The organism is Micromonospora rubida (genome assembly GCF_009908295.1).
GTDB classification, from domain to species: Bacteria; Actinomycetota; Actinomycetes; order Mycobacteriales; family Micromonosporaceae; genus Micromonospora; species Micromonospora rubida.
Genome location: NZ_JAAALO010000003.1, coordinates 549996 through 568288 on the forward strand (window position 1 = coordinate 549996; position 18293 = coordinate 568288).

13 protein-coding genes and 1 pseudogene are annotated in these 18293 nt (G+C 75.5%); 7 read left to right on the forward strand and 7 right to left on the reverse strand.

The window, feature by feature from the left end; translation table 11 throughout:
* Positions 1-125 precede the first annotated feature (125 nt).
* The 3 genes from GVV04_RS12115 to GVV04_RS12125 are packed head-to-tail and all read right to left on the reverse strand — an operon-like array spanning position 126 to position 3866.
* On the reverse strand, positions 126-1346 hold the full coding sequence (locus GVV04_RS12115) for an allantoate amidohydrolase (protein WP_161687591.1): 1221 nt from the start codon (positions 1344-1346) through the stop codon (positions 126-128).
* Positions 1343-2998, reverse strand: a complete 1656-nt coding sequence (hutU, locus tag GVV04_RS12120) for a urocanate hydratase (protein WP_161687593.1) — start codon at positions 2996-2998, stop codon at positions 1343-1345. Before hutU ends, GVV04_RS12115 begins: the two co-directional genes overlap by 4 nt.
* A 13-nt stretch (positions 2999-3011) precedes the next feature.
* Entirely contained in the window at positions 3012-3866 is an 855-nt protein-coding gene (locus GVV04_RS12125) for a MurR/RpiR family transcriptional regulator (RefSeq protein ID WP_161687595.1), read from the reverse strand.
* A gap of 104 nt (positions 3867-3970) precedes the next feature.
* Between GVV04_RS12125 and GVV04_RS12130 the strand changes: the two genes are divergently transcribed.
* The 6 genes from GVV04_RS12130 to GVV04_RS12155 all read left to right on the forward strand — a co-directional run bounded on the left by GVV04_RS12130 (position 3971) and on the right by GVV04_RS12155 (position 11626).
* Positions 3971-5251, forward strand: coding sequence for a hypothetical protein (locus GVV04_RS12130; protein ID WP_161687597.1), 1281 nt, complete (start codon positions 3971-3973; stop codon positions 5249-5251).
* A gap of 157 nt (positions 5252-5408) precedes the next feature.
* Entirely contained in the window at positions 5409-6554 is a 1146-nt protein-coding gene (locus GVV04_RS12135; RefSeq protein WP_161687599.1) for a glycosyltransferase, read from the forward strand.
* Entirely contained in the window at positions 6541-7656 is a 1116-nt protein-coding gene (locus GVV04_RS12140) for a glycosyltransferase (protein WP_161687601.1), read from the forward strand. The genes GVV04_RS12135 and GVV04_RS12140 overlap by 14 nt, the downstream gene beginning before the upstream one ends.
* Before the next feature lie 5 nt (positions 7657-7661).
* Positions 7662-8834 carry a glycosyltransferase family 4 protein gene (locus GVV04_RS12145; RefSeq protein ID WP_328822331.1) on the forward strand — a complete coding sequence of 391 codons (1173 nt, stop codon included), beginning with the start codon at positions 7662-7664 and terminating at the stop codon, positions 8832-8834.
* Complete coding sequence (locus GVV04_RS12150; protein ID WP_161687605.1) at positions 8831-10387, forward strand: O-antigen ligase family protein; 1557 nt, start codon at positions 8831-8833, stop codon at positions 10385-10387. Before GVV04_RS12145 ends, GVV04_RS12150 begins: the two co-directional genes overlap by 4 nt.
* A 33-nt stretch (positions 10388-10420) precedes the next feature.
* The gene (locus GVV04_RS12155; protein ID WP_161687607.1) at positions 10421-11626 is read left to right on the forward strand and encodes a hypothetical protein; all 1206 of its coding nucleotides are present in this window, start codon (positions 10421-10423) and stop codon (positions 11624-11626) included.
* Positions 11627-11737: 111 nt separating this feature from the next.
* Here GVV04_RS12155 and GVV04_RS12160 read toward each other — a convergent pair whose 3' ends face one another.
* From GVV04_RS12160 to GVV04_RS12170, 3 genes are all read right to left on the reverse strand, one after another.
* Entirely contained in the window at positions 11738-13123 is a 1386-nt protein-coding gene (locus GVV04_RS12160; RefSeq protein WP_161687609.1) for a glycosyl hydrolase family 28-related protein, read from the reverse strand.
* 98 nt (positions 13124-13221) lie between these two features.
* Positions 13222-14529 carry a sugar transferase gene (locus GVV04_RS12165; protein WP_161688383.1) on the reverse strand — a complete coding sequence of 436 codons (1308 nt, stop codon included), beginning with the start codon at positions 14527-14529 and terminating at the stop codon, positions 13222-13224.
* A gap of 360 nt (positions 14530-14889) precedes the next feature.
* Entirely contained in the window at positions 14890-15969 is a 1080-nt protein-coding gene (locus tag GVV04_RS12170; RefSeq protein ID WP_161687611.1) for an LCP family protein, read from the reverse strand.
* A gap of 352 nt (positions 15970-16321) precedes the next feature.
* Between GVV04_RS12170 and GVV04_RS12175 the strand changes: the two are divergent.
* Positions 16322-17121 (forward strand): annotated as a pseudogene (locus GVV04_RS12175) (MOSC domain-containing protein).
* 45 nt (positions 17122-17166) lie between these two features.
* Here the strand turns inward: GVV04_RS12175 and GVV04_RS12180 are convergent.
* A complete protein-coding gene (locus GVV04_RS12180) occupies positions 17167-18243 on the reverse strand; it encodes a winged helix DNA-binding domain-containing protein (RefSeq protein ID WP_161687613.1) in 1077 nt (358 codons plus the stop codon).
* Positions 18244-18293: the final 50 nt, after the last annotated feature.

Genomic DNA, 18293 nt, shown 5'->3' on the forward strand with positions numbered 1-18293 from the left:
GTTCGCGCCGGCCGGGGTGTGCGGCTGAGCCACGCCGTCCCCGCCGGCCGGCGTGCGTCGGCCCGGCCCTGGGTTCGTAGCCGGCCCGGCCGTCGGAAGCCCCGGCCCGGCCGTCGGAAGCTGGATCAGACGCATGTCAGCTCCTTCAAGGCCCGGGCCAGGGCGGTGACCCCGGCGGCGCAGTCGGCGTCGGTGGCCGCCTCGGCGGGGGAGTGCGACACCCCGGTCGGGTTGCGCACGAACAGCATTGCGGTGGGCAGGTGCCCGGCCAGCACCCCGGCGTCGTGACCCGCCCCGGTGGGCAGCACCGGCGCACCCAACAGCGCCGCCAACCGTCCGCCGAGGCCGCCGTCGAAGGCGACCAGCGGGGTCGCCGACTCCTCGGTGAGGGTGACCTCCGTGCCGTCCCGGCCGGCCCGCTCGGTGGCCTTGGCGCGCACCGCGTCGACCAGGCCGGTCAGCGTGTCCGGCTCGGCCGCGCGGGCGTCCAGCCAGCCGGTCACCTTCGACGGGATCGCGTTGGTGGCGTTCGGCTCGACCCGGACCCGACCGACCGTGGCGTGCGCGCCCCGCAGCCGGGCCTCCTTGTTCGCCGCGAGCACCGTGAACGCGTACGTGAGCATGGGGTCGCGGCGGTCGGCCATCAGGGTCGTACCGGCGTGGTTGCCCTCGCCGTGGAAGTCGAAGCGCCAGCGGCCGTGCGGCCAGATGGCGCTGGCGACCGCGACCGGCGCGTCGCGCTCGACCAGCGCGCGGCCCTGCTCGACGTGCAGCTCCACGAAGCACGAGAACCCGCCCAGCAGGTCGGGCCGGGCACCCGCGGGCCGGTCGCCCAGCGCCTCGGCCAGGCTCACCCCGTCGGCGTCGCGCAGTCCGGCCGCGCGGCCCGGGTCGAGCGCGCCGGTGAGCAGCCGCGACCCCAGGCACGGTACGCCGAACCGGGCGCCCTCCTCCTCGGCGAACGCGGCCACGACGAGGGGACGGACCGGGGTGGCCCCGGCGGCGCGCAGCTCGTCCACGGCGAGGAACGCGCTGACGATGCCGAGCGGCCCGTCGTACGCGCCGCCGTGCGGCACCGAGTCGAAGTGGCTGCCGGTCAGCACCGCGTCCCCGGCGGCCGGGTCGCCCCAGCGGGCGAAGAGGTTTCCGTTGCCGTCGGCGGTGACCGGCATGCCCCGGCTGGCGGCCTGCGCCCGGAACCAGTCGCGCAGCGCCAGCTCCGGCTCCGTGAACGCGTACCGGAGGTAGCCGCCGCTGCCCGGGTCCCGGCCGACCGGGGCGATGGAGTCCCAGAGCGCCCGGAACCGGCCGGCCAGGTCCGCGTGGTCCGCGTGGTCCGCCGTCATGCCCGGCCCTCGGCCATCGGCACCCGTACGCCGGTGTGGTCGGCGACCTCGCGGGCGGCGTCGTAGCCGGCGTCGACGTGCCGGATGACGCCCATCGCCGGGTCGTTGGTCAGCACCCGCTCGATCTTCTGCCCGGCCAGCGCGGTGCCGTCGGCGACGCAGACCTGGCCGGCGTGGATGGACCGGCCGATGCCGACCCCGCCGCCGTGGTGGATGGACACCCAGGACGCCCCGCTGGCGGTGTTGACCAGCGCGTTGAGCAGCGGCCAGTCGGCGATCGCGTCGGAGCCGTCGGCCATCGCCTCGGTCTCCCGGTACGGGCTGGCCACGCTGCCGCAGTCCAGGTGGTCCCGGCCGATGACGACCGGCGCGCTCAGCTCACCGGAGGCGACCATCTCGTTGAACCGCACCCCCGCCTTGTCGCGCTCGCCGTAGCCGAGCCAGCAGATCCGGGCCGGCAGGCCCTGGAAGGCGACCCGCTCACCGGCCAGCCGCATCCACCGGGCCAGGGACTCGTTCTCCGGGAACAGGTCCAGGATCGCCCGGTCGGTGGCGGCGATGTCGGCCGGGTCGCCGGAGAGCGCCGCCCACCGGAACGGGCCCTTGCCCTCGCAGAACAGCGGCCGGATGTACGCCGGCACGAAACCGGGGAAGTCGAAGGCCCGCTCGTACCCGCCGAGGCGCGCCTCGCCCCGGATCGAGTTGCCGTAGTCGAAGACCTCGGCCCCCGCGTCGAGGAAGCCGACCATCGCCTCGACGTGCCGGGCCATCGACGCCCGGGCCCGGTCGGTGAACTCGGCCGGCTTCGCCTTCGCGTAGTCCCCGGCGTCGGCGGGCTCAATGCCCTCCGGCAGGTACGACAGCGGGTCGTGCGCGCTGGTCTGGTCGGTGACGATGTCGATCTCCACGCCCCGGCGCAGCAGCTCGGGGAAGACGGTGGCGGCGTTGCCCACCACGCCGACGCTGAGCGCCCGGCGGTCCCGCTTCGCGGCGAGCACCCGCCCCACCGCGTCGTCCAGGGAGTCGGCGACCTCGTCGAGGTAGCGGTCGTGGACCCGGCGGTCCAACCGGGTGCGGTCCACGTCGACGATGAGGCACGCGCCGCCGTTCATGGTGACCGCGAGGGGCTGGGCCCCGCCCATCCCGCCGCACCCGGCGGTCAGCGTCAGCGTCCCGGCCAGCGTCCCGGCGAATCGTTTCGCGGCGACGGCGGCGAACGTCTCGTACGTGCCCTGGAGGATGCCCTGGGTGCCGATGTAGATCCACGACCCGGCGGTCATCTGTCCGTACATGGTCAGGCCGAGCTGCTCCAGGCGGCGGAACTCCGGCCAGGTGGCCCAGTCGCCGACCAGGTTGGAGTTGGCCAGCAGCACCCGGGGCGCCCACTCGTGGGTGCGCAGCACCCCGACCGGTCGGCCGGACTGCACCAGCATCGTCTCGTCCTCGCGCAGGTCGGTGAGCGTGCGCACCAGCGCGTGGTACGACGGCCAGTCCCGCGCGGCCTTCCCGGTGCCGCCGTAGACGACGAGGTCGTCGGGGCGCTCGGCCACCTCCGGGTCGAGATTGTTCATCAGCATCCGCAGGGCGGCCTCCTGCGGCCACCCCCGGGCGGTCAGCGCGGTGCCGCGGGCGGCGCGGACGGGCTGGGGCATCTCGGTTCTCCTCTCAGCCGAGGAACAACTGGCGGCGGGCGGCGGAGGACTCGAACGCCTCCAGCCGGCGCTGGGTCTCGGCGGGCGCGGCGTCGCAGATGGCCTGGAGGACCACCATCGCCAGGGTCATCGGGGCGGTGTGCAGGTCGAACACGAGATCGGTGCCGACGGCGGCGGGGAGCACCACCTCGGCGTGTTCGGTGGCCGGGCTGACCGGTGAGTCCGTGATGGCCACCACGGTCAGCCCGGCGGCCCGCGCCTCACGCAGCGCGTCCAGGGTCTCCCGGGGGTAGCGGGGCAGCACGAACGCCAGCAGGGCGGTCGCCCCGGCTGCGGCCGCCTGCTCAAGGCGATCGGTGAGCAGGCTGCCGCCGTCGTCGAGCACCCGCACGTCCGGGTGCACCTTGGCGGCGAAGTACGCGAAGTAGGCGGCCAGCGGCGCGGCGGCCCGCAGCCCGAGCACCGGCAGGGGGCGGCTCGCGGCGAGCAGCTCGCCCGTCTCGGCGATCCGGCCCCGGTCGGCGAGCTGTCCGGCCAGCCGCTCCAGGTTGCCCAGCTCGGCCCGGACGGCGCGTTGCAGCTCGTTGCCGCCGCCGGAGGGCCCGCCGGTGGCGGCGCCGGTCAGCTCGCGCAGCCGGCGGCGCAGCGCCGGGTAGCCGTCGTGGCCGAGTGCCACGGCGAACCGGGTCACCGACGGCTGGCTGACCCCGGCCAGCTCGGCCACCTCGGCGGCGGAGAGGTACGCCGCCGTGGCGGCGTGCTGCACCAGGCTGTGCGCGATCCGGCGCTGGGTCGGGGTGAGCCGGACGCCCCGGAACAGGTCGACCACCCGGTCGGTGGGCGCCCCGACGGTGCGTCCGTCATTCATTCGTCGACTCTATGCATCAAAACTTTCAGAGGCAACCCGTGAGCACCGCCGTTGTCGCGCCGTCTCTGTACTATCCGCACGGCGGGTGAGCAGAGGAGTGGGGCATGCAGCCGGAGGGCGCGTACAAGTTCACCGAGGCCGTGGGGGCTTGCCAGGTCGGCCGGGCATGGTCCGCCGTGGACGGTCAGGGGCGGCCGGCGCTCGTGGTGGTGCTGGACGGCGTCGCGGCGGCGGACCAGCGCTGGCGGGAGGCCTTCGCGAACGTGGCGAACACGCTCGCCCAGACGGCCGACGGCCACCGCTACCTCGCCGCCGACTTCTCCGCCGCCCACCCCTGGGTGGCATACCCGCCGACGGAGGCCGGCGCGCCGCAGCGGCTGTTCCAGACCCTCGGCATGGACTACCGGCCCGTGGCGGGCGGGTCAACGCCGCCTCCACCGCCCCAACCGATGTCGCCCCAGCCGATCTCGGCTCAGCCGATGTCGGCTCAACCGATGTCGGCCCAGCCGGTCTCGCCCCAGCCGATCTCGGCCCAACCACAGCCCACGTCGGCGCCGCCCCAGCCGGTGTCGGTGCCCCCGCAGCCGACGTCGGGCCCGCCCCAACTGCCCTGGGTGCCCCAGCCGTGGGCGGTGACGCCGCAGCCGGTCTCCGGAGCGCCGCTCTCACCGGCCGCCGAGCCGACGCCCGGCAGCTCCCCGCCGTACGACACGTTCTCCGCGCCCGGCCGGCGGATCGCGCCGGTGGACCCGCCCCGGCGCAGCCGCACCGGACTCTGGGCCGCCATGGTGGTGCTGGCGGCGGTCGTCGCCGGCGGCGCCGGGGTGTTCGTCGGCACCACCCTCGATGACGACGGGGCCGCTCCCGGCCCGGGCCCCTCGGCCAGCCCCACCGTGGCGCCGTTCGAGGCGAACCAGTTCTCCCTCAACAAGCCCAAGTTCGAGGGCGACCTCGCACCGCTGGCCGAGCCGTGGCTGGCCCGGATGGGCGGCTGCGCGGCCGACACCGAGGCCGGCGGGCCCAAGCGGCCGGCCGACGAGAAGCGGCACGTGTTCTGCCGCTACGGCGGGCTGTCCCTGCACTTCGGCCTCTACGAAGCCAGGTCCACGAAGGACACCGCGCGGGCCTACCGGCAGCAGCTCAACCTGGCCGGCGGCTCCCTCGCCCCCGGCCTGCGGGAGGCCACCCGGACCACCGGCGGCGTCAGCGGGGCCGCCGGCAGCTACATCGAGTACGCCTTCAAGGGCGACGACGGCCGGACGATCTGCGGGGTGTGGTGGGACCGCGACGACGGGCTCGCAGCGCTCTACCTGGAGACGCTCTGCGAGGCCGGCGTCGGCGGGAACTGGGATGCGCTGCGGGACCTGTGGCGGCGCACCAGCTGACGGTCGTCGCGGGAGTTGACAACGGCTGCGGCGGCGTCATTAATGGACACGGCCGTCGGGGGACCGGTGTGACACCGCCCGCCCAGGCGGGTTCTTGGGCGCCCGGTCCGAGGTGGCGCACCGTGTCCCTGGGGAGCATCGGGTTGGGCGACAAGTCATGACGTCGGTCGAGGACGCCGGTCCCGTGTCGGCCCCGCACGTCGGCCCGCCGCTGTTGGCCGGGCGCTCCGTCGCGCTCGTCCACGAGTGGTTCAGCGCGGCCGGCGGGTCCGAGAACGTCTTCCTCGCCATCGCCGACCTGGTCCCGCACGCCGACCGGTTCGTGCTGTGGGCCGAGTCCGACGTCCCCCGGGACCGGCTGCGCCTGCGGGAGTCCTGGCTGGCCCGGACGCCGCTGCGCCGCAGCAAGGCCCTCGCGCTGCCGTTCCTGCCGCTGGCCTGGCGTGCCGCCGCCCGTCCCGCCGGGTACGACGTGGTGATCTCCTCCAGTCACGCCTTCGGCCACACGGCCCGGTTCGGTCCGCCCGAGCGGACGCGGCACCTGAGCTACGTCCACTCTCCGGCCCGGTACGTCTGGAGCCCCGACTTCGACGGGCGCGGCGCGGGGCGGCTGCTGAGCGGGCCACGCCGGGCGTTGCAGGCGGTGGACGTCCGGCTCAGCCGGCACGTGCACGCCTACGCCGCGAACTCCCGCGAGGTCCAGGCCCGCATCCGCCGGTACTGGGGGCGCGACGCGGTGGTCATCCACCCGCCCGTCGACGTCGACTTCTTCGCCGACCCGCCGGCCGCCCAGCGCGACCAGGCCCGCGAGTACCTGCTCGGGGTCGGGCGGTGGATCCCGTACAAGAACTTCGATTTGATGATCGCGACCGCCGACGAGGCGGGCCTGCCGCTCGTCCTCGCCGGGGGCGGCCCGGAGGAGGCCCGGTTGCGCCGGCTGGCCGCGCGGGCGTCCGTCCCGGTGACGTTCGAGTCGCGGCCCGGCCGGGAGCGGCTCCGGGAGCTGTACTGGGGCGCCCGAGCCCTGCTGTTCCCCGCGCACGAGGACTTCGGCATCATCCCGGTCGAGGCCCAGGCGTGCGGCACCCCGGTCGTCGGGCTGCGCGCCGGCGGGCTGCTGGAGACCGTCGTGGAGGGCGAGACGGGATTCCTCGTCGCATCGCGGGAACCGACCCGCCACGCCGCGGCCCTGCGCCGGCTCGACGGGCTCGACCCCGACCGGGCCCGCCGGCACGCGGCCGGGTTCGGGCGGGACAGCTTCGCGGCCCGGATGGCCGAGTGGGTCGCGCATGAGTCCGGCTGAGCGGGTCGACACGACCGTCCTCGAATGCTGCGGCGTCGGGGACGGCGGGATCACCCGGGTGCTCACCGAGGTCGTCCGGCACTGGCCCGGCCCGCAGCGGCTCCGGGTCGTCGCCGCGCCACCCGCCTGGGTCGTCCCCCCGACCGACCCGGCCGTCCAGGTCGAGGTGGTCAGCCGGCAGCCGGCCGACCGGGCCCGGGCGATCGCGTCTGCGGCCACCGCCCTGCGCGGCGTCACCGGCCGCACCGACCGGGGTGCCGCCCCCGCCACCAGGGTGCTGTCGCTGAGCCCGTCGCTCGCCGTGCGGGGCAGCCGGTTGCCCGTCACCACCGTCGTGCACGACCTCGCGTTCCGGCTCTGGCCGCACGGCCTGTCGGGTGCCGTCCGGCAGTACCGGCGGGTCAGCTACGGCACCGCGATCGGCCGGTCCGCGCGGCTGCTCTGCGTCAGCGCCCGCACCCGGCACGATCTCCTCGGCCTGTACGGCGTCCGGGACGACCGCACGGCGGTCTGGCACCCGGGCAGCAGCCTCGACACCGCCTCCGGCCCGCTGCCCGCCCCGCTGGCCGCGCGGGTCGCTGGCGGTGGGCGCTACCTGGCCGTGGCCGGGCACGCCGCGCACAAGGGCGTCGAGATCGCGGTCGACGCCCTGCCCGACCTGCCCGGGTACGTGCTCGCGGTGCTCACCGGCGGGCAGCGGGTGCCGGAGTTCGAGGCCGCCGTCGCCCGCTGCGCCGCGGCGGAGCGGGTGCTGTTCCTGGACCGTCTCCCCGAGGACGGGTACGCCGCCACGATCGCCGGCGCCGCCGCGTTCCTGATGCCCAGCCACTTCGAGGGCTACGGGCTGCCGGCGGCCGAGGCACTGCGGCTCGGCACGCCGGTGGTCGTCTCCCCCGACCCGGCCCTGCACGAGGCCACCGGCGGGCGGGCGGCCCGGATGACGACCTGGACGCCGCGCGCCCTCGTCGACGCGGTGACCGAGGCGACGACAGCGCCCCGACCGCCGGTGGGGGAGTGCGGCCGGTCCTGGCGCACCGCGACGGCCCACCTCGCCGACCTGCTCGCCGGGGCGCCGGCGGCCACCCGACCGGCGGGGCGGTGACGGCCGTGCGGATCGCCATGGTGCACTCCGGCTTCGCCGTCCGGGGCGGCGCGGAGCGGTACGTCCGGGACCTGTCCCGGGCGCTCGCCGACCGTGGCCACGAGGTCCGCGTCTACAGCCGGACGCCCGACGCGGAGCACCCGGAGGACCGGCCGGTCGGCGAGCGGGTCTCGGCCCGCCTGGCCCGGCTCGCCCCCCGGCTGGCCAAGCTCTGCACCCACCTGGGCGACCTGGTCGACCCGACCGGACTGGGCCCGGACGACCTGCGCGACTTCGACCCCGACGTGGTGCACCTGCACAACTGGCAGGGGCTCGGCGTCCGGCCGGTGGCGCGGCTGTCGCGGCGGTGGCCCACCTGCCACTCCGTGCACGACCACGCCGTCCGCGACCCCAACAACGCCCTGGGCAACCTGGGCCGCTCGACCGCCGTGGACGCGCTGCTGCGGCTGCGGTCCCGGTGGGTGCTGCGGCAGTTCCGGCGCTGCACCCTGCTGTTCCCGTCCGAGCGCACCCGCCTGCGGGTCCTGGCCGGCGCTTCGGGGGCGCGGCCGGCAACCCGGCTCCTGCCGCTCGCCGTGCCGCTGCCGGCCGGGCCGCGCGACTGGCCGCCCGGCGACCGCCGCGTCTTCCTCTACCTCGGCGCACTGGACCGGCACAAGGGCGTGGACCTGCTGCTCGACGCCTGGGCGGAGGCCGCCGACGCGGTCGGCGGCACGCTGCTCGTCGGCGGCGACGGCCCGCTGCGCGCCGAGGTCGAGCGGGTGGCCGAGCGGTCGGACTCCGTGCGGTACCTCGGCTACCTCGACGCCGAGGGCAAGCGTGCCGCGTTCCTGCGGGCGGGCTGGCTCGTGTTCCCCAGCCAGTGCGCCGAGACGTTCGGCCTGGTCTGCGCGGAGGCGCTGATGGCGGCGCGGCCCATCCTCGCCAGCGACATGGCCCGGCCGCCGATGGCCGGGGACGCCTCGGTCCTGGTCTTCCGCACCCGGGACGAGCTGGCTCAACTGCTGCGCCGCGCCGTCCGGACCCCCGACGACGAGTACGCGGCGATGGCCGCGTCGGCCGCCGCCGACGGGGCACGCCTCGACTGGGACCGGCACGTCGACGCCGTCGTCGAGACCTACCGGACGGTCGGCGCCCCAGCCGGTGCCGGCCAGCGACCCGAGGTGACCCGCCGATGATTCCCGACACCGGGCGCCGGCCCGACGCGACGGCACCCGGAACGGCCCCGGCCCGCCGCCGCCCGCCCACCCCCTGGCTGGTCGCCGGCGCGCTGCTCCTGCTGGCCGTCGTCGGCTGCGCGCTGGCCGGCGTCTCCCCGGTGGCGCCCCTCTTCCTGGCCGGCCTCGGCGTCGTCGCGGCCCGCCCGGTGCCCGGCCTGGTGTACGTGCTGATCGTCCTCAACGCCCCGCTGGGGCTGTGGATGACCGGCGTCCAGTGGCTCGTCGGCGACGCGTTCGGCGGCCGCGAGTACGTGCTCAGCGTCTCCGCCGCCGCGGTGGTCGGCGTCCTCTTCACGCGTACCGCGCTGCTCGGCCGGTGGACCCGGACCCGGCTCCTCACCGGCGCGGCGGTGCTGCTGGTCGTGGCGGTGTGGAGCCTGATCGGCGTCGCCCACCACGGTGCGGCCCAGACCCTCGTCGGCGTCCGGCTGACCCTGGTCCCGCTGCTGCTGCTCGTGGTGCTCGCCGCGCTGACGCGGCCCCAGGTGCGGACGGTGCTGACCGCCCTGTCCTGGCTGCTCGTGGCCAACGCCGTGGCGGCGGTCGGGGAGTTGGCGGTCGGTCCGGCCCGGCTGGTGCGGTGGGGCTTCGAGGAGGACCGGGCGGTCCGCTACATCGGCGACACCTTCCGGGCGCCCGGCCTCACCGAGTTCAACGGCGAGCTGGGCATCCTGGCCGGCGCGTACCTGCTCGGCTACGTGACCCTGTGGCTGACCCGGCGTGCCCGGCGCGCCCCGTGGCCCTGGCACGCCGGAGGGGTCGCCGCCGTCGCCTGCCTGGCCCTGAGTACCAGCCGGTCGGGGGCGCTGCTGGTGGTGGCGGGGGTGCTCGCTGCCGTGCTGCTCGACCGCTCCGGCGGGGCCGCCGGGCGACGCCGCGCGCGGCTGGTGGGCCTGGGCGTGGTCGCCTGCGTGGCCGTGGGCTTCGCGGCCGTCGGCGCCACCGGCGCCCGCAGCCTCTTCGAACGGTTCGACGTCTGGGCCGGGCTGCTCGGGGGCGGCCTGCCCCTCTGGGGGTACGGGATCGGCGGGGTCGGCGCGGCCACCACGTCCCGGGTGACGGCCGGCCCGCAGGTCTTCGTCGACAACTACTTCGTCAGCGTCGGCCTCCAGTACGGCCTGTGGGCGATGGTCGTCCTGGTCGCCGGCATCGGGTACGGGCTGGTGCGGCTGTGGCGGCGCACCGCCGCGCACCCGGCGTCCGTGCTGCACGTCGCGGTGCTGGCCGGCCTGGCCGCCTCGTTCCTGGTGATCGAGGCGTGGGAGTACCCGGGCGCGATGATGTGCCTGGCCGCGTTCGTGGCGTACGGCCTGCGCCTGGACGACCCACCCGTGGCCGCCCCCTGGCCCGCTGCCTGGCCCGTCGCCTGGCTCGCCCCCACCCCTGCCGACGCCCCCGCCTCCGACGCGCCGGCCGTCCATCCCGCGCCCGACGCCCCCGCCTCCGCCCCCGACGAGCCGGCCGTCCACCCCGCGCCGGACGCCCCCGACGCCGACGCGCGGCGGGCCTGAGCCGTGCGGCCACTGCTCGCCGTCGGAGCACGGTTGCAGGGCTCGCAGCTGTCGGTGCAGGCGCTCACCCGGCTGTGCAGCGTGTACGTCTTCCTGCTGGCGTCCTGGGCGGACACCGACCGGCTGCCGGCGGTGGCGTTGCAGGGCGCGCTGCTTGCCATCCCGTACACGCTGTTGGAGGCTCTGGTCGGCCGGCCCCTCTCCGCCGGCCTGGTCCCGGGAAACTGGCACGTGGAGAGCTGGGCGGGCCGCGTCGCCGCCGCGACGCTCGCGCCGGTCGCCGTGGTGGGCTACCTGTGCGCCACGGTGGCGCTGCCGGACACCGGCGCCGCCGACCGGTTGATCCTGCTCGCACCGGTGCTCCTGCAACTGCCGCTCGAGGCGTTCTTCTGGGCCACCGCGGGCACCCGCACGCCCCGGCGGGCGAACCTCGTCCCGCAGTTGACCGCAGTTGGGACCCTGCTCGGCGGCGCCGTGTTCGTCGCCCTCGACCTGCGGGTCGACGTCGTCGCGGTGCCCGCGCAGGTCGCCGTCCTGGCCTGGGTGCTGCTGCGCCGCCCCGTCGCCGCGCCCGCGGCTGTCCGCCCGGGCCTGCGGCGCGGGTTGGGGGTGGGGTCGGTGTACTGCGTCGCCGCGGCCGTCGACCTGTCGTACACCGTCACGCTGCCCTCGGTGGCCGGCGCCGTGGCGGGACCGGTCGCCGTCGTCGTCCTGCGGGCGATGGACCTGGTCTTCGGCCCGTTCCACGTCGTGCTGTCGGCCAGTGTCCGGGAGGACGTCGTCGCCGGCCGGCGCGGCCGTTGGCGGACCGGCACCCGGGCGTTGACCGTGGTGGCGCTGGTGGCGGTGTCGGCGGTGGTGCTCGCCAGCGGGCCGCTGCGGGCCCTCGTCGCCCCCGACCTGGCCACCGTCGGCGTCGGGGTGATCGCCCTGTACTGCGGCTACAAGGCGCTCCTCACGGCGGCGACCTGGCTGTCCACCCGGCACATGGTCTGGGCGGCGCCGCGCCGCTACCTCGTCTCGGCCGTCGGGTCGCGGGTCGTCGCGTTCGGCGGGCTCGCGGCGTCCGCCCTCTGGGTCACCGGGGTCGCCGGCCTGGTCGGTCAGCTGCTGGTCGCCGAGGCGTTGGTGGTCTGCTGGTTCCTCGCCCGGATGCGGCCGTGGGCCGCCGAGGGGCCCGTCGCGGAGCCGGCCCGGGACCGGGACCCGGTGCCGACCGGGGGCGCCGCCGGCCCTTGAATCGCACCCCGGCCCGCCTGCCGTTCTGCCCGTGGCCCCCGGCCCGTCATTCCTTCCGTCCGTGCCCCGGTCCGTTTGCGGTTTCGCCCGTGCCCCGGCCCGAGCCGGGGATCAGGGCTCGGCCGCGAGCACCTGCACCGCGCCGCTGGGGAACAGCGCGCACAGCTGCGTCCGGCCACCGACGTCCCGCGCGAAGACGCGCACCGAGCCGTCGCCCGGGCGGGCCGGCTCGGCCTCGGCACGCAGGTCGAACGCGGGCCGCACCACGAGGTTCTTGTCCGGGTGCCCGAGGCCCTGGGTGATCTCGACCAGCGTGGTCGGCGCCGGCGTGCCGATCCAGCCGCGGCCGGTGCCGGGGATCACCCGGCCGTCGGCGTCCACGGCACCCGGCTGGGACAGGCTCACCCGGACGCTGGACAGCCCCCGCTCCGCGCCGAAGTCCACGGCCGCCGTGCCGCAGTTCACCACCTTGCTCTCCACCAGGCAGCCGGAGGGCTCCTCGGGCTGGACGCCGGGCACGAACTGGATCCCGATCTCCGGGTGCGGGTCGGTGTGGTTGTAGCCCAGCACCAGCCCGCCGATCCAGCGGATGTCGTTGCGGGAGATCCGGACGCCGACCCCGCCGTTGAGGTCGGCGTAGCAGTTGGAGCAGCTGATCCCGCTGGCCGCCAGGTCGAACGAGATGTTCTGCTTGATCCCCCAGGCGTGGCAGTTGACCATGGACGTGCCCATCGAGTCGCCGGCCAGCCGGAACCCGCTCGCCCCGTTCTCGAACGTCAGGCAGTTGATGAACATCGAGTCGTGCGGGCCGTGGAAGTTGATCCCGTGCCCGTCGTTGCCGTGCGTACGCACCGCCGACAGCCGGGCCTCCATCTGGTGCGAGGGCGCCGGCAGTGCCCCGGCCGGCCCCCACTCGCTGACGATGCCGTCGTTGCGGCAGTTGAAGACGATGACCTCGGAGATCTCGTAGCCGTAGCCGTAGACCCGCAGCCCGTACCCGCCGGAGGGGTTCTGCTCCTTGTTGCCGTCCAGGGTCAGGTCGCGCACGCTGAACAGCGTGATCCCCTGGTCGGACCGGGTGCCGGCGAGCCTGGAGAACCCGTCCGACTCGAGGATGGCCGAGTTCGCCCCGGCGCGCAGCCGCAGGGTGGTCGCGTCGCCGCCCGAGCCGCGCAGGTGCACCCGGGAGCGGAGGGTCAGCCGCCCGGTGAGGTACGTCCCCGGCGGGAAGAAGACGATGCCACCGTCCCGGCCCGCGGCGTCGATGGCCCGTTGCAGGGGCGCCGTGTCGTCGCTGCGGCCGTCGCCCCGCGCGCCGTGCTCGCGGACGTCGACCACGCCCTGGCCGCCGGAGCCGTTCGACGACCAGGGGCCCAACGCGGCGACGCCCACCGCCGCGGTGCCCAGGCCGGCGGCGACGGCCCCGCCGCGCAGCAGGGCATTCCGCCGGCTGACGCCCGATGTCCCCGACGCGCCGTCGAGGTCTCCGTGGGCCATCTGGTCCCTCCCGTGAACCGGCCTGGTCAGCGGTGTGGACCGGCCCGGATCGATGATCCCACGACCCAGGCGGGGCCCCGGACGGGCGGCACCCACCGTCAGTGCCGGCCGCCGCGGAACACCTCCGCCACCGTACGGAGGATCACCTTGACGTCCAGCCACAGTGACCAGTTCTCGATGTAGTAGTTGTCGAAGCGCGCCCGGTCGGAGATCGGGGTGTCCCCCCGCAGGCCGCTCACCTGCGCCAGCCCGGTCAACCCGACCGGGACCCGGTGGCGCATCGCGTACTGCGGGTACTGCGCCGAGAACTGTTCGACGAAGTGCGGCCGTTCGGGGCGCGGCCCGACCACGCTCATGTCGCCCCTGAGGATGTTCCACAGCTGGGGCAGCTCGTCCAGGGACGTCCGGCGGAGGAACCGGCCGACCGGGCCGACCCGCCGGTCGTGGGCGATCGACCAGGTGGTGCGCGACTCGTCGTCGTCGACCGGGCGCATGGAGCGGAACTTGACGACCCGGAAGAGCCGACCGTGCCGGCCCACCCGCTCCTGGAGGAAGAAGATCCCGCGCCGGTCCTCCAGGAACGTGGCGAGGGCGCAGAGCAGCAGGACGGGGCTCAGCGCCACCAGCGCGACCGAGGCGATCACCACGTCGGAGGCCCGCTTGACCGCCCACTTCGGACCCGAGAACGTGGTGTCGCCGACCTTGACGATCGGGATGGCCCCGATGTGGTCCGGATTGCCGTCGTGGGTGCGGGACCCCCACAGCCGGGGCACCGCCCACAGGTCGCACCCGGAGCTGGCCGGGCGGCGGAGCAGCTCCATCAGGGACGGCTCCGAGCAGGACGGGTCGGCGATGATCAGCACCTCGCACTCGACCAGCTCGACGAGCCGCTCCAGGTCGTCCAGCGTGCCGATCACCGGCAGTCGGCCCGGCGCGTACGCTCCCGCGGCGTCGTCGACGCAGCCGACGAAGCGCAGGCCGTACCGCGGGTAGCGGCGCAGCATCCGGGCCAGCTCCGCGGCGACCGGCCCGCTGCCGATGACGAGCGCGTTGTGCTCGACCCAGCGGCGCCTGCGGGCCATGTCGGCGAGGGTGCGGGTGACCGCCCGGCTGACGATGACCAGGCCGGCGGAGATCCCCACCCGGCGCATGAATCCGGCTGCGTCATCCGCCGAGTCGTGCCGCATCGCCGCGATGATGGCGACGACCGCCCCGCAGGCCAGCAGCCGTCCGGTGAGGCTGGGCAACTCGTCCAGGAGGCTGGTGTGCCGGCGGGCCCGGTAGAGCCCGCCCACCGCGAAGACGGTCACCGTCAGGGCGGCCATGACCAGGGTTCCGCGCCAGAACTGCGTGGTCAGCAGCAGCGGAGCCAGGAGCGCGGCCAGGTCGGCCGGGCCGGTGATCATCCAGGCCCGCAGCGTTCGGGTGCGCCGCGACGCCCGCGATCCCGCGTACGGCAGCACCGCCGTGGTGTCCAGGCCCGGCCGGCCCGGGGCGGCCTCCGCCGGTCGGGACGCGCCCGACCGGTCGCCAGGCGGCGGAGGCTCGGCGTCGGCACCCTCGCCGGCGACGGGCGGCGCCCCGGCCGCCGGTGGCCTGCCGTCGGCGTGGGCGGCGGCCGCAGCCTCCCGGCTCACCGCAGGCTGGCTGGACATGATTGCGTGACCTCCCCCGTCACGGCCACGGCATCGACAGCGATCCGTCAGGCCGAAGGCAGGATACGGCCGGCCATCGCCGGTCGCCATACCCGAAGGGCGATCCGATCGCTACGCCCCAGCCTTGAGGATGTCCGGCACCGAGTCCCGGCGGACCGCGTCGAAGAAGGACCGGGCCTTGGCGGTGTCGGCGAACACCACGCTCTCGCTGCCGACCCGGCCGGTGCCCCGGGTCGGGCAGGTGAAGAAGCCGAGGTTGCCGCTGCGCAGGTGCCGCGTCTCCGTGGCCAGGTCCACCAGGGACAGCGACTTGTCGACGGACACGGCGTCGGTGGTGGCCCGCACGAACGCGTTGAGCCGGGCCGGGTTCGTCAGCAGCCCGCCCGAGGCCGCCTTGTCCAGGATGGCCTTGATGACCTGCTGCTGGTGGCGGATGCGGGCGAAGTCGCCGTCGGGGAAGGCGTAGCGCTCCCGCGCGTAGTCGAGCGCGGCCGCACCGTCGAGGGTCTGCCGGCCCTGGGCGAAGGTGCGCCGGCTGTCCGGGTTGAGGGAGTGGGTCGAGGTGAAGCCACGCTCGATGTCGACCTCGATGCCGTCCAGCGCGTCGACGATCTCCTTGAAGCCGGCGAAGTCGACCATCGTCACGTGGTCGATCCGCACCCCGGTGAACTTCTCCACCGTCTGCACCATCAGCGGCACCCCGCCCCAGGCGAACGCGGCGTTGATCTTCGCCTCCCGGCCGCCGTGCCGGCCGTCCTTCGAACGGGGGACCGACACCCAGGTGTCCCGGGGAATCGAGATCAACTGAGCGCTCGACCGGCCCTTCGGCAGGTGGGCCAGGATGATCGTGTCGGTCCGAGAGCCGCCGCTGTTCTCCGGGTCCCGGGAGTCGCTGCCCAGGATCATGATGTTCAGCGCGCCTCGGACCACGGGCTCGGGCCGGGCCTCCTCCGGCACGTCGGTGAACGCGTCGACCCGGTCGATGCCCTGCTCGACCGACCGCAGCCACAGCATGCCGGCGACCGTGCCGCCCGCGCCGAGCAGCGCCACCACCAGCACGGTCACGAGCGCGATCCGCCGCCACCGCCGCCGCTTCGCCGGCCGCACGGCCGGCTCCGCGCCGGCACCCGCCCGCGTCGAACCGACCGGGCTCTCCGCGGCCGGCTCCGCGACCTGCTTGGGACGAGACATGGCGGCGATGCTACTGATTTCGCGCCCGGCCGGCGTGCCCGGCCCGGGTGTCGGCCCGGCCCGGGTGTCGGCCCGGCCCGGTCCGTTGGCGCGCGACGGTGGCACGGGCCCCGGCGACGGCCGGCGGGTGAATGGAAACTTTCCTCACCCCGCGTTCTTCTGAACCTGGTACGACCCTCACGTGGACGCGACGAAGCTGCGGCGGGCCATCGCCCGCACCCTGGTCGTCGGCGACTCCACCGCCTCGATCGAGGCCCCCGACCGGCCCGTCGACCTCTTCCTGCACGACAGCGACCACGGCCGGGCGCCCGACGAGCGCGAGTTCGACGCGGTCGAGCCGAGGCTCGCGGCTGTGCACACGTACCCGGTCAAGGGCTGCCACCGCCTCGACCACGACGGCGCCCGGGTCGAGCCGTGGGGCCTGGCCGGCGACCGGCGTTGGACGGTGGTCGACGCCGACAGCGTCGGCGTCACCCAGCGGGAGGCCACCGCGCTGGTCGGGCTGCGGGTCGCGCCCCGCGACGGCGGCCTGGTGCTGCGCGCCGCCGGCCACCCCGACCTGGGCGTCGCCGAGCCGATCGGGGTGGAGCCGCTGCCCGTGCGGGTGTTCCGCAACCGGCTGCCGGTCCCCGCGCTCCCCGCCGGGCCGGCCGCCGACGACTGGCTCGGCGCCCTGCACGGCCGTTCGGTCCGCCTCGTCCACCTGGCCCGGCCCGCCCGGCACCTGGCGCCCGGCGACCGCGCCCACGACACCGGCGACCGGGTCAGCTTCGCCGACGAGTACCCCCTGCTGCTGACCGCCACGGCCTCCCTCGACGCGCTCAACGGCTGGCTGGTCGAGGCCGGCGAGGTGCCCGTGCCGATGAGCCGGTTCCGGCCCAACCTGGTCGTCGAGGCACCCCCGCCTGGGCCGAGGACGGCTGGGCCGGCCGACCCGTGTGGATCGGCTCCGCCCGGTTCCGCGCCGCCGGGTCCTGCGGCCGCTGCGTGGTCACCACCACCGACCAGGAGACGGGGGTACGCGGAAAGGAACCGCTGCGCACCCTCGGACGGCACCGCACCATCGACGGGAGGCTCCCCTTCGGACTGCACCTCGTCCCCGACGGCCCGGGCGTGGTGCGGGTCGGCGACCCGGTGACGGTGGCGGACTGACCGGTCGTGCCGCCCGGCGGTCCACGCGGAGCGATCGGCAGAAAGTCACGGTCGATCGCGCGCGGTGCCCGACAGGAACGTCGCGAGGCGATCGGCTTCCTGGGCGACCGCGGTGCGTTCGGCGCGGGTGAAGTCACGCAGTGGTGTGACGCTGATGGTTCCGGCGGTGCCGGCCCAGGTGGCGGCCACTCGGCCGTCGACGAGGACAAGGCGCTCCCCGGCCACGGACAGGCCCCGGTGGCTGTCGTCGATGATGCGACTGCGGTCGTGGTAGCCGAGGACGACGTTGTCGAAGGCTGGTAGGAGACGGACGGGTGCGGGCGTGTCGGGCTCGGGTCGTGGGGCGTCGGGGAGGTCGAGCAGTTCGCGGCCGCGGTGGTCGCGGAAGCTGATCAGCTCGTCGCGGATCGCGGTCACGGCCTGGGGCAGCCCGGCCAGTCCGCACCAGGCGCGCAGGTCGGCGCCGGCGGCGGGGCCGAACGCCCGCAGGTATCGGCGCACCAGGTCCTCACCGGCCGGGTCGGCACGGCCGGCATCCGGCGGGGCGGGGCGGCCGAGCCAGGTGGACAGGGGCAGATACAGCGCGCCGGCGGTGCTGCGCCAGGTGCCGCGCGGCGGGATCTGAACCGTCGGCACGAGCGCGGCGACGACGGCTTCGCCCAGTACGCGAGGTGCCGGTCCTGGTCGGTGCCCGGCCAGGGCACGTCCGACGTCGCCGAGTGAGCGGGCCTGACCGTCGGCCATGAGCGCCTGTGCCCGGACGGCGAGGTCGTCCAGGTCGAGCCCGGTGAGCTCGCGGCGGTAGGTCCCGAGGGTCCGCTGCCGGAGCAGGGCGTGGTGGCGTGGCCGCCAGTTCCATGCGTCGTCCGCGGTGACGAGGTGCATGGTGCGGCGCATGAGGTGCAGCCGTACCAGGGCCCGCTGATCGAGGAGCCGGGTGAGTTCCTCGGGGTCGAAGCCGTTCATCCGGGACCAGAGGCCGACGAAGGGTTCCTGCGGTTCCTGGGCCTGCAGTCCGCCCAACTGGGCGACCATGCTGAGCACGGTCGTGTCGGTGCGTTCGAGCAGGAATTGGCGTGCCAGGGTCGCTCGGTTGAGCGCGCGGGCGTCGAGCGTGGTCACAGCTGCTCCGTCATGGTCAGGGCAGGCGGCCCGGGCGGCCCGGGCCGTGT

What these genes read in the sequence shown, in the direction of transcription:
- GVV04_RS12130 (WP_161687597.1), top strand. Translation starts at nt 3,971, where the DNA reads ATGCAGCCGGAGGGCGCGTACAAGTTCACCGAGGCCGTGGGGGCTTGC.
- GVV04_RS12115 (WP_161687591.1), bottom strand. Translation starts at nt 1,346, where the DNA reads ATGACGGCGGACCACGCGGACCACGCGGACCTGGCCGGCCGGTTCCGG.
- hutU (WP_161687593.1), bottom strand. Translation starts at nt 2,998, where the DNA reads ATGCCCCAGCCCGTCCGCGCCGCCCGCGGCACCGCGCTGACCGCCCGG.
- GVV04_RS12150 (WP_161687605.1), top strand. Translation starts at nt 8,831, where the DNA reads ATGATTCCCGACACCGGGCGCCGGCCCGACGCGACGGCACCCGGAACG.
- GVV04_RS12170 (WP_161687611.1), bottom strand. Translation starts at nt 15,969, where the DNA reads ATGTCTCGTCCCAAGCAGGTCGCGGAGCCGGCCGCGGAGAGCCCGGTC.
- GVV04_RS12165 (WP_161688383.1), bottom strand. Translation starts at nt 14,529, where the DNA reads ATGATCACCGGCCCGGCCGACCTGGCCGCGCTCCTGGCTCCGCTGCTG.
- GVV04_RS12135 (WP_161687599.1), top strand. Translation starts at nt 5,409, where the DNA reads ATGACGTCGGTCGAGGACGCCGGTCCCGTGTCGGCCCCGCACGTCGGC.
- GVV04_RS12160 (WP_161687609.1), bottom strand. Translation starts at nt 13,123, where the DNA reads ATGGCCCACGGAGACCTCGACGGCGCGTCGGGGACATCGGGCGTCAGC.
- GVV04_RS12140 (WP_161687601.1), top strand. Translation starts at nt 6,541, where the DNA reads ATGAGTCCGGCTGAGCGGGTCGACACGACCGTCCTCGAATGCTGCGGC.
- GVV04_RS12125 (WP_161687595.1), bottom strand. Translation starts at nt 3,866, where the DNA reads ATGAATGACGGACGCACCGTCGGGGCGCCCACCGACCGGGTGGTCGAC.